This window comes from Mycobacterium sp. (assembly GCF_032161845.1).
Classification (GTDB): domain Bacteria; phylum Actinomycetota; class Actinomycetes; order Mycobacteriales; family Mycobacteriaceae; genus Mycobacterium.
This window is the reverse complement of sequence record NZ_JAVRQA010000234.1, coordinates 1-10,001: the sequence shown is the minus strand read 5'-3', so window position 1 is coordinate 10,001 and position 10,001 is coordinate 1. Positions and strand designations below refer to the sequence as shown.

Sequence of the window (10,001 nt, the reverse complement as noted above, 5' to 3'; positions counted from 1 at the left end):
TGTCGGACCGCTTTGCCCGGGTTCCGGTGGCCTCGGCGCCAAAGGACAGGGCCAGGGTCAGCACCAACGCAATGAGAACGAAGACAACCCCGTACCCAAGGCCCCCGCCGAGTCGGAAACCAAACGGGTAGGCGATGGCGAACGCGGCGACCAAGGCCAGGGCTCCTCGAATCAGGCAGTACAGCATCCGCGCCATCATGGGCGCGTACGCAGAGATCGGGAACGTCCGCAATCGCACCCCGAAGTCCGACGAACGTTCGGTGGCGGCCAGGTCGGTGGTGTTGAGGGCGCCGAACAGCATCGCCTGCACCACCACCGCGGGCAGGATGTACTGCGGATAGCTGATACCGCCCGTGTCGATCACGTTGCGCAGTCCGACGGTGAACCCGACGAACGTCAGCACGGGCACCAGGACCGCGAACACGATGTCGAGGTTGCGGACCGAAGCGCGGACCTGTCGTTCGGTGAGCGCGGCGACTCCGGTCATACGGTGAGCGTGGGACCGGTGAGGTGCAGGAACACCTCGTCGAGCGAGGGTTTGCGCAAGGAGATGTCCATCAGCTCGACGTCGAGCTGGTCGAGTTTGCGGAAGACCTCCCCGAGCGTCGTCACTCCGTGCGCCGCAGGCACCGACACGGTGTTCGCGGCCGTGTCGACCTCGGCGCCTTCGTAGGCGCTGAGGACCGCGGCGACCCGCGCCAAGTCCTCGGGATGCAGCGGAGTGACCTGGCAGTAGCTGTGGCCCATCCGGCGCTTGAGTTCCTCGGCTGTTCCGCTCGCGATGATGCGGCCGGCGTCGAGGATGACGATCGAGTCACTGAGGACGTCGGCCTCCTCGAGGTACTGAGTCGTGAGCAGCACGGTGACGTCCTGGGCGGCGAGCGAGGCCACCAGCGCCCAGACGTCGCGCCGGCTCCGAGGGTCGAGGCCGGTCGTCGGTTCGTCGAGGAAGAGCACCTTCGGCGGCACGATGAGTGAGACGGCGATGTCGATGCGCCGACGCATGCCGCCCGAGTAGGTCGACACCTCGCGATCCGCGGCGTCGACGAGTTCGAAGCGTTCGATGAGTTCGTCGGCTCTGCCACCGGCCTGCTTGCGCTTCATGCCGCGCAATCGACCGAACAGCACCAGATTCTCGCGACCGGTGAGTGTCATGTCGAGCGCCGCGTCCTGTCCGGTGACGCCGATGCTCTGACGCACCTCTGCCGCGTCCTCGACCACGTCGTAGCCGGCGACGGTCGCGCGGCCGCTGGTGGGCTCGAGCAGTGTCGACAAGATCTTGACGATGGTGGTCTTTCCCGCCCCGTTGTGACCCAATAGGCCGCAGACGGAACCCGTTGGAACGGAGAAGCTGACGTCGCGCAAGGCGGGCAACGGTCCGAACGTCTTGGTGACACCCTCGAGCTCGATCACGATGCGCACGCTACTGTGGTCTGGGCGTTCATGTTTCGAGGGATGAGCTTAGACCGGTAAAGTCGCCGACTAATACCAAGGAGGCGATCGAGCGTGGGGTTCCAGTCATGATCTCCTTCGTCATCCCGACGCTGAACGAAGTCAAGACGATCGAACAGACCTTGCAGTCGCTGGCGCGATTCTCCGGGGAGCACGAGATCGTCGTCTCCGACGGGAACAGCTTGGATGGCACCGTCGAGTTGTGTCGAAAGTACGCCGACACGGTGGTAGTCCATGACGGGTCGGCGAGGCAGACGATCGCCATGGCTAGGAACCTGGGAGCGGCTGCAGCGCAAGGGGATTACCTGGTCTTCGTCGATGCCGACGTGGTGATCCCCGACATCGATGCGTTCTTCTCGATCGCGCTTGGGGAGTTTCACGGCAGGCCAGGTCTGGTGGCCATCACTTGCAAGTACCGAGTCTTTCCCGAGTCGAGCACCTTCGGTGACCGATCCGTCTTCACGATGCTCGGCGTGCAGTTCTTCCTTCAGAACAACGTGTTCAGGATCGGCGGCGCGGGCGGTGAGTTCCAGATGATCGTGGCGGACGCATTCCGGCGGGTCGGCGGCTTCGACGAGCGGCTCGCAGCGTCGGAGGACATGGACCTGTTTCGGAGACTGTCCAAAACGGGTAGGACACGTTTCGTCAACGAGCTCACGGTGTTTCACACCGGACGGCGCGCCCACGCGGTGGGCTGGCCGAGGCTCCTCGCGAGCTGGTTCTCCAATTCCGTGACGGTCTTTCTGTTCCGGAGGTCCACCAGCAAGGAATGGAAGGAAATCCGCTGATCGTCGAGCGGTCATTCTGGGTCAGGCGTCCAACCGGACGAAGCGCCCCTGGCGATACTGGTCGGCACACGCTTGCCTGCGAATCTTGCCGCTGGTGGTGATCGGAATGGACCCGCGCGCAACAAGCACCAAGTCGGCTGCGCTGATTCCATGAGCTTGCGAGATCGCCGACGTGACTTCACTTTTCACGTTGGTGAGTTTTGCAGAGGTCTCTTCCGCGGTGGCCCGCTCCTTCACCTCGATGATCGCCACGAGTTTTTCGGTAGCGTCGTCCTCGACCGCAATCGCGGCGACGCGGCCACCTGAGACGGCACCGACGGTCGCCTCGATGTCGTCGGGATAGTGGTTTCGTCCGCGGACGATCAGCAGATCCTTGATGCGGCCGACGATGAACAGTTCGCCTTCCGAGAAGAAGCCCAAGTCACCTGTCCGTAGCCACATTTCGGTAGGAATGTCGTCGGTCGGGTTTGCGATGACCCCGCGGAACGTGGCTTCGGTCTCGTCGTCCTTGTTCCAGTAACCCGCGCACACGTTGTCGCCGTGCACCCAGATCTCGCCGACCGTTGCGGCCGGAGCCTCGAGGCAGGTGTCGGGGTCCACGATGCGCACCCGCGGTGATTCGGGCATGCCGTAACTGATCAGGGACGTGCCGACGGTGCTGCGCTTGGCCATGCCCGCGGTGAGCTTCTCCGTGTCGAAGGCAACGACCGAAGGCGGTTCTCCTGGTTCGCGTGTCGCGACGAACAGCGTCGCCTCGGCCAGTCCGAACGACGGCCGAATGACCTTGCCGGGGAAGTTGAACTTCGCCAACCGGGATGTGAACCGCTTGACCGAAACGGGTTGGACGCGCTCGGCACCACAGATTATTGCCAGGACGCCTCCGAGGTCGAGCCCGGCCAGGTCGTCGTCGGTGGAGCGGGCCGCGGCGAGGTCGAGCGCGAAGTTGGGCGCAGCCGTCAGGGCGCGCGTCCTGACGGCCATCTGCTGCAGCCATCGGGCGGGGCGCTGCAGGAATGCGATGGGACTCATGATGACCGAGTGCCAACCGCCAAGGATGGGTGCGCAGATTCCGAGGATCAGGCCCATGTCGTGATAGAAGGGCAGCCAGGACACCACCGTCGTGCCAGGCGGCCCCACCTTGCCGTGATCGCTGAGCAGCGCTGCCACCTGCTGCTCGAAATTGGCGAACAGATTGCGCTGGGACACCATCACCCCGGCGGGCGTGCGGGTCGACCCGGAGGTGTACTGCAAATAGGCAGTGGCGGGCGGTGTTTCGCGCCGCGACGTCGACCGGCGGCGCACCGTGAGGTCGAGCCGGTCGATCTCGAGCAGTACCGGCGCGGGGTCGCCGTCCTGGGACGTCGCGTAGGGGGCCACCGCCGCCGCGGTGTCGGCCGTAGTCAATATGACGGTCGGCCGGGCGTCCCTCACGACGGCAGCAACGCGTTCGTCGTGGGCGCCTACGGCCGGCGTCGACAACGGCACCGCGACCACGTTGGCTTCGAATGAGGCGAGGAAGCCGAGGATGTACGACATGTTCTGCGGCGCCAGAATGACGACTCGGTCGCCGATCTGTGCGTGCTCGCGGATCTCGGCGGCCAGCGCTACGACCCTCTGCTGCAGCTGTGCCCACGTCAACGTCTCCTCGACGCCGTCGGATGCCGCGTCGTAGTCGACGAAGGTGAACGCGGAGTCATTCGGCTGCAGGCTCGCTCGCTCGCGAAGGATCGCGGGAATCGACGAGTCCAGCATGGGCGGCCCTTTCTGCAGCGCAACGAGACGTTTGGGTCGAGCTTAGGGAACGCGACCACGCAATGCGCAATGTAGCGAGAATGACTATGGCACAGTCGGTTAGGCGCCTCGACCCAAGGTAGCGAAACTGGCGGTCGCCGAGCGAATCTCGCAAACCAATTGGTGTTCACCAGAATTCATACCTTTTGGCCGAAATGGCTTCACTTCGACGGCCGTCAAGGCCCTGAGCTGTCACTCCATGCGGAGCGTAGGCCTGCCGTGCCCATGTCGTTGAGCAAGGGGTGGTAGCCGGATGGGTTCGTGGTTCATCTTTCGGCAGTCGCTGCCTTGGTTCGACGTCTGCTCCCGGCGGCCATGGGTGGCCAACGTCGGCTACGCGTCCCAGCTACCGGTTGCTCGGTCGTGCGCCCGTGAGCTTCACCTCGACGATCGCGCTCTCGGGCCACAGGGTTCTGGTGGTCGCCCGGCGAAGTTTCTCACGCAGCGAGAGGGTGCTGTCCACGTTCTTGACGCCTGGCAGTTTCAGTAGCGGCACGGTGTTGTACTGCCAGCCGTAGCGGCTGTGCAGCGCGGTGTTGGCCGCTTCGGCTGCCGAGCCGTCGAGGATCGTCGCTTCGCCGCCCATCGTGGGGGAGCCCGCCGCGTATCCGCCGCGGTAGTCGCATGGCCAGAGTTCGACGCTGGGGTTGGCGGCGATCCGCCGAGTCTTCGGCCCTCGTTTGGTGCGGAATACCAGTGTGTCGTCGTCGAGCGCGAACCAAATCGGCGTGTCGACGGCGGTGCCGTCGCGGCGGAACGTGCGCAGCTGCGCGTAGCGGGCGGCCGAGAGGGCGGGCAGGAGTGCGTCGTAGCTCATGGACCCATTGAATGACTTCGAGTTGACTCTAAGTCAAGGTATGGGATGGTGGCACCGTGAAGCTGTCCATCGGTGACGTCTCCCAGCGATCCGGCGTAGCCGCCACGACTTTGCGCTTCTACGAAGACGCGGGCCTGCTGAGCACCCCGGATCGGGTCGGCGGGCGGCGGCGCTACGCGGAGACGGTGCTTGTCCGACTCGAGGTGATCGGGCTGTGCAAGGCCGCTGGCTTCAGCCTGGGGGAGATCCGCGTCCTCCTGACCGACGACAGCGCCGGCCGGCCCGCGAGTCGTTCACTCGCCGAGGCGAAGTTGGCGGACATCGACGTTCAAATGGCGACGCTGGTCCGGGCGAGGGAGATCATCGAGTGGGCGATGAAGTGCCCATGCTCATCGGTTGACGCATGCCGTTGCGGAACCGGAGCGGTCAGTGGCTCGCCTTGCTGAACCACTTGGTCTTGATGCGCCATGAATGCGCCGACGTCAGCGCGAAGCCGGCACCGCACATACACGCGAAGACCCACACCAGCGTGCCCTTCTCGATCGGTTGTAGCGATGGCACCAGGGTGGTGACGATGCGGACGACGCACGCCAGGATGCCGCTGACCGAGGCGGCCAGGTAGATGTTGGCGACGGTGCGCGACCGAGGATCCTTGCGAAGGATCAGCAGCGCGCGTGATCCGTACCCCAGAAGGTAGATGAGCGTGCCGCACAACATGATCCAGTAGGCGGCGAGCCAGAAGTCGGTGCGCAGTTCGAAGAAGTCCGCGCTGTAGATCCTTGCGCCGTTGCCGAGCGAGAACGCGCCAAGCAGGAGCGGAATGCACAACGTGGCGGGGCGTTCGACGTATTGCTTGAAGGTGGTCTGCATGGCGTGGTCGTCCTGCAGCCTGCCGAGCGAGTTGTAGATGATCGCCGACGCCGCGACCACGTACATGTCGTGGCCGATGTAATCCTCGAGATTCCACATGCCGGTCAGGGAGTGCAGCCAGTGTCCCAACGTCTCGGAGGCCAGCGGCGACATCAATAGAACCGTCGCGCCCTGAAGAGCAATATTGAGGGTGGCGGCAACTTCCCAACGGCACGACCACGTGACACGGCGAATCCACAGACTCCACGCGATGCATAGCAGCGTGATGGTGATGAGGACTGCCAAACCCATGAGATGTCGCCTTCGGACTAAAGTTCGCTCAGCAAATCATACGTCTACAGCGGGGGAGCGTCGGGTCGCGGCGTGAGATCGCGAAGTCTCGGCCGGTGGACCGTCCGCCTTTCGGTGGCAGGTTCGACGATTGTCGCGACGGAAAGCGGCGCCGACTCGACGTAGCTCCAGACTTCTTCCCTGCTCATCAGGCCGAATCGAACCTGAAGGTCGGGGTAGCTGAGATTGAACCTGTCGGCCACCAATCGCATTTCCTCGGCGTTGGGGTAGTCGGCTTCCTTGATGCGGCGGTAGTACGTGCTGCTCGACGTCCCGAGGGCGTCATAGATCGCCTTTGCGTCGACGTCACCGTCGAGGAGGTAGTCCAGCAGGGTCTTTAGCTGTCTACCGTTTTCATCAGTCCGTGGCACAGTCGAATCTTAGCTGGTGTTCCCTCGAATGGGCAGTACCATCCGCAAATCGGACGAACCACTCGTTATTGACACGGTCGTCACAGTTTTGGCAGATGTGTCCCACTTTTGGGACAATCGTGTAACGTGGCTCACATGACGCGCGCAAACTTGCAGCTGGCCGATTACCCCGCCGATGGTCGCCCTCTTGTCCAGGATCTGGAGAAGGTGGCGGCACCCCTGTCGGCGCTGTTGACGATGGAGCTGGACGGCGCCGCCGAGGTCCTTGAGCTAACCACCGACGAGATCCTGCTGGCCGCCCTGGGCCGCGCGATCGAGCGGACCATCGGAAACGGCGCCGTGAGCGTCGACGTGCCCGCCTACGGCACCAGCGTCCACCCGGTCGCGCTGTCGTGTGCCACCCCCGCGCAGGTCGATGCCGACGAGATGCTCGCAGGCGTTCATCACGCGCTAGATGCGCTGGCCGGTCATCGGATCGTGCACGGCGTGCCCGACGACCCGCGCGCCCAGCCGGTGTCGGACGTGCTGTTCGCCAACGGCGGCTCGGCCGCCACGCGATCACATCTCGGCCACCTCCTGGAACTTCGCGCGTACCGCCAAGGCGACGCCATCGCCCTGGACTGGTGGTTCGACGCCCGCAGCTTCGAGCCGTACACGGTCACCGAACTCGCCGAGCAGTTCCCGCTGGCGCTCATCGAGCTGACCTCGGAGGCCACGCCGCCGATCCACGCCACCACCCAGTTGGCGCTGGCGCACTAGCGATTGGTCAGGCGGTCGGCTTGGGTGCTAACACGCCGAGGCACTAGAATCTGCGCAGAGGCATCGATCCGGCCATCACCGGGGAGCCTTCGGAAGAACGGCGCCCGGTTCTCGATCGCAAGCGCCAAGTAGAACCGAACGGGTGGGCCCGTCATCGCCCACATTCGAGCGGCGCACCATGGTGTGCGCAAGCGGGGTGGTACCGCGGTGTTCGCGCGAGGGCGCGACGTCGTCCCCGTGCCTGACAGAACATGGGCACAGGAGACGAACACAAGTGACGGCCTACCCGAGACCGGCGAGCGGATCGCCGAGCTTTCCCGACCTCGAGCTCGAGGTCCTGGACTACTGGGATCGCGACGGTACCTTTCGCGCCAGCATCGAGCGGCGTGAGGGCGCCGAGGAGTACGTCTTCTACGACGGGCCCCCGTTCGCGAACGGGCTGCCGCACTACGGCCACCTTCTGACGGGATACGTCAAGGACATCGTTCCCCGCTATCAGACGATGCGGGGCTTCAAGGTCGAGCGCCGATTTGGCTGGGATACCCACGGACTGCCCGCAGAACTCGAGGTTCAGCGTCAACTCGGCATCACCGAGAAGGCGCAGATCGAGGAACTGGGCATCGACAAGTTCAACGAGGCGTGCCGCGCGTCGGTTCTCAAGTACTCCGAGGAGTGGCGGGCCTACGTCACCCGTCAGGCCCGCTGGGTCGACTTCGACAACGACTACAAGACCCTCGATCTCGGCTACATGGAGTCGGTCCTGTGGGCGTTCAAGCAGCTGTGGGACAAGGGGCTGGCCTACGAGGGCAACCGTGTCCTTCCGTACTGCTGGAACGACGAGACGCCGTTGTCCAGCCATGAACTGCGGATGGACGACGACGTCTATCAGAACAGGCAGGATCCCGCGCTGACGGTCGGGTTCCAGGTGACTGGCGACGAGCGCTTGCGCGAGGAGCAGACAGCCGGGGCGGAGCTGGCGGGCGCCTACCTTCTGGTGTGGACGACGACACCGTGGACACTGCCGTCGAACCAGGCCGTCGCCGTCAACCCCGACGTGACCTACGTTCAGGTGCAGGGCTCCGACGGCAGGCGCTACGTTCTCGCCGAGCCACGTCTGGCGGCCTACGCGCGCGAATTGGGCGAAGAGCCCACGGTCGTGAGTTCGCACCCCGGTCGCGAGTTGCTCGGCGTTCGGTACCTCCCGCCGTTCCCGTATTTCATGGACTCGCCCAACGCCTTTCGCGTGTTGCCCGGTGACTTCGTCACCACCGACGAGGGCACCGGCATCGTGCACATGGCTCCCGCGTACGGCGAGGACGACAAGGCCACCGCCGACGCTGCGGACATCGCAGCCGTCACGCCGGTCGATTCCAAGGGCCGGTTCGACACCACGGTGCCCGATTACGCGGGCCAACACGTCTTCGACGCCAACGCGCAGATCATCCGTGACCTGAAGAACGGCACTGGCCCCGCAGCCGCCAACGGAGCGGTACTTCTCCGGCACGAGACCTACGACCACTCGTACCCGCACTGTTGGCGGTGCCGAAACCCCCTGATCTACCGGGCGGTGTCGTCCTGGTTCATCAAGGTCACCGAGTTCCGCGACCGCATGGTCGAACTGAACCAGCAGATCACCTGGTATCCCGAACACGTCAAGGACGGCCAGTTCGGCCGGTGGCTGTCGAATGCCCGCGACTGGTCGGTGTCTCGAAACCGCTACTGGGGCAGTCCTATTCCGGTGTGGAAGTCAGACGATCCGGCGTACCCGAGAATCGACGTGTACGGCAGTCTCGACGAGCTGGAGCGCGACTTCGGCGTTCGCCCAGCCGATCTGCACCGCCCCTACATCGACGAGTTGACGCGCCCGAATCCCGACGATCCGACCGGCAATTCGACCATGCGGCGCATCGAGGACGTCTTCGACGTCTGGTTCGACTCGGGTTCCATGCCGTACGCGCAAGTGCACTATCCCTTCGAGAACGTCGACTGGTTCAACGGTCACAATCCTGCCGACTTCATCGTCGAATACATCGGTCAGACCCGTGGCTGGTTCTACCTGTTGCACGTGCTCGCCACGGCCCTCTTCGACCGTCCCGCCTTCCGCACCTGCGTCTCCCACGGCATCGTGCTGGGCAGTGACGGGCAGAAGATGAGCAAGTCGCTGCGCAACTATCCCGACGTCACCGAGGTGTTCGACAGGGACGGTTCGGATGCGATGCGCTGGTTCCTGATGGCGTCGCCGATCCTGCGTGGAGGGAATCTCGTCGTCACCGAGCAGGGCATCCGCGAGGGTGTCCGGCAGGTGCTGCTGCCGTTCTGGAACGCCTACTCCTTCCTCGCGCTGTATGCGCCGCAGAAGGGGACCTGGCGGACCGACTCGAGCAACGTGCTCGACCGCTACATCCTGGCGAAGCTGGCCGTGCTGCGCGACGACCTCACGGCATCGCTGGACACGTGCGACATCTCGGTCGCTTGCGAGCAGCTGCGCCAATTCACCGAGGCGCTGACCAATTGGTATGTGCGACGGTCACGTTCGCGGTTCTGGGACGAGGATCCCGACGCGATCGACACCCTGCACACGGTGCTGGAGGTCACGGCCAGGCTGGCCGCGCCGCTGCTTCCGTTGATCGCGGAAGTGATCTGGCGTGGAGTGACCGACGGCCGGTCGGTGCACTTGACGGACTGGCCGGCAGCCGGTGAACTCCCTGCCGATCCCGCTCTGGTGGCCGCGATGGACCAGGTCCGCGACGTCTGCTCGGTGGCCTCGTCGGTGCGCAAGGCCAAGAAGCTTCGCGTCCGCTTGCCGTTGCCGAGACTCACGGT

At 64.6% G+C, this 10,001-nt stretch carries 10 protein-coding genes; 4 read left to right on the top strand and 6 right to left on the bottom strand.

Annotation, left to right across the window (positions count from 1 at the left end; translation table 11 throughout):
- Both QOD90_RS13665 and QOD90_RS13660 read right to left on the bottom strand, forming a co-directional pair.
- On the bottom strand, positions 1–487 hold a 487-nt coding region (locus QOD90_RS13665; protein ID WP_526350520.1), incomplete at its 3' end, for an ABC transporter permease.
- A complete protein-coding gene (locus QOD90_RS13660; protein ID WP_526350518.1) occupies positions 484–1,413 on the bottom strand; it encodes an efflux ABC transporter ATPase subunit, DrrA-related in 930 nt (309 codons plus the stop codon). The genes QOD90_RS13665 and QOD90_RS13660, both read right to left, overlap by 4 nt.
- Positions 1,414–1,520: 107 nt before the next feature.
- Between QOD90_RS13660 and QOD90_RS13655 the strand changes: the two genes are divergently transcribed.
- On the top strand, positions 1,521–2,240 hold the full coding sequence (locus QOD90_RS13655; protein ID WP_526350516.1) for a glycosyltransferase: 720 nt from the start codon (positions 1,521–1,523) through the stop codon (positions 2,238–2,240).
- 21 nt (positions 2,241–2,261) lie between these two features.
- Here the strand turns inward: QOD90_RS13655 and QOD90_RS13650 are convergent, their stop codons facing one another.
- Both QOD90_RS13650 and QOD90_RS13645 read right to left on the bottom strand, forming a co-directional pair.
- A complete protein-coding gene (locus tag QOD90_RS13650) occupies positions 2,262–3,992 on the bottom strand; it encodes a fatty-acid--AMP ligase (protein ID WP_526350514.1) in 1,731 nt (576 codons plus the stop codon).
- Positions 3,993–4,377: 385 nt separating this feature from the next.
- The gene (locus QOD90_RS13645; protein ID WP_526350512.1) at positions 4,378–4,848 is read right to left on the bottom strand and encodes a PPOX class F420-dependent oxidoreductase; all 471 of its coding nucleotides are present in this window, start codon (positions 4,846–4,848) and stop codon (positions 4,378–4,380) included.
- 56 nt (positions 4,849–4,904) lie between these two features.
- Here QOD90_RS13645 and QOD90_RS13640 point away from each other — a divergent pair, with 56 nt between their 5' ends.
- The gene (locus QOD90_RS13640; protein WP_526350510.1) at positions 4,905–5,294 is read left to right on the top strand and encodes a MerR family transcriptional regulator; all 390 of its coding nucleotides are present in this window, start codon (positions 4,905–4,907) and stop codon (positions 5,292–5,294) included.
- Here the strand turns inward: QOD90_RS13640 and QOD90_RS13635 are convergent.
- Both QOD90_RS13635 and QOD90_RS13630 read right to left on the bottom strand, forming a co-directional pair.
- Positions 5,275–6,009: a hypothetical protein gene (locus tag QOD90_RS13635; RefSeq protein ID WP_526350508.1), complete on the bottom strand. Its 735-nt coding sequence runs from the start codon at positions 6,007–6,009 to the stop codon at positions 5,275–5,277. The two genes, QOD90_RS13640 and QOD90_RS13635, sit on opposite strands and share 20 nt — an antisense overlap.
- 44 nt (positions 6,010–6,053) lie before the next feature.
- Positions 6,054–6,419 carry an XRE family transcriptional regulator gene (locus QOD90_RS13630; RefSeq protein WP_526350506.1) on the bottom strand — a complete coding sequence of 122 codons (366 nt, stop codon included), beginning with the start codon at positions 6,417–6,419 and terminating at the stop codon, positions 6,054–6,056.
- A 135-nt stretch (positions 6,420–6,554) separates the two neighbouring features.
- Here QOD90_RS13630 and QOD90_RS13625 point away from each other — a divergent pair, with 135 nt between their 5' ends.
- Positions 6,555–7,178 (top strand): hypothetical protein, encoded by a 624-nt coding sequence (locus QOD90_RS13625; RefSeq protein ID WP_526350504.1) that lies wholly within the window; start codon positions 6,555–6,557, stop codon positions 7,176–7,178.
- Positions 7,179–7,452: 274 nt separating this feature from the next.
- The coding region (gene ileS, locus QOD90_RS13620; RefSeq protein WP_526350502.1) for an isoleucine--tRNA ligase at positions 7,453–10,001 on the top strand (2,549 nt) is incomplete at its 3' end.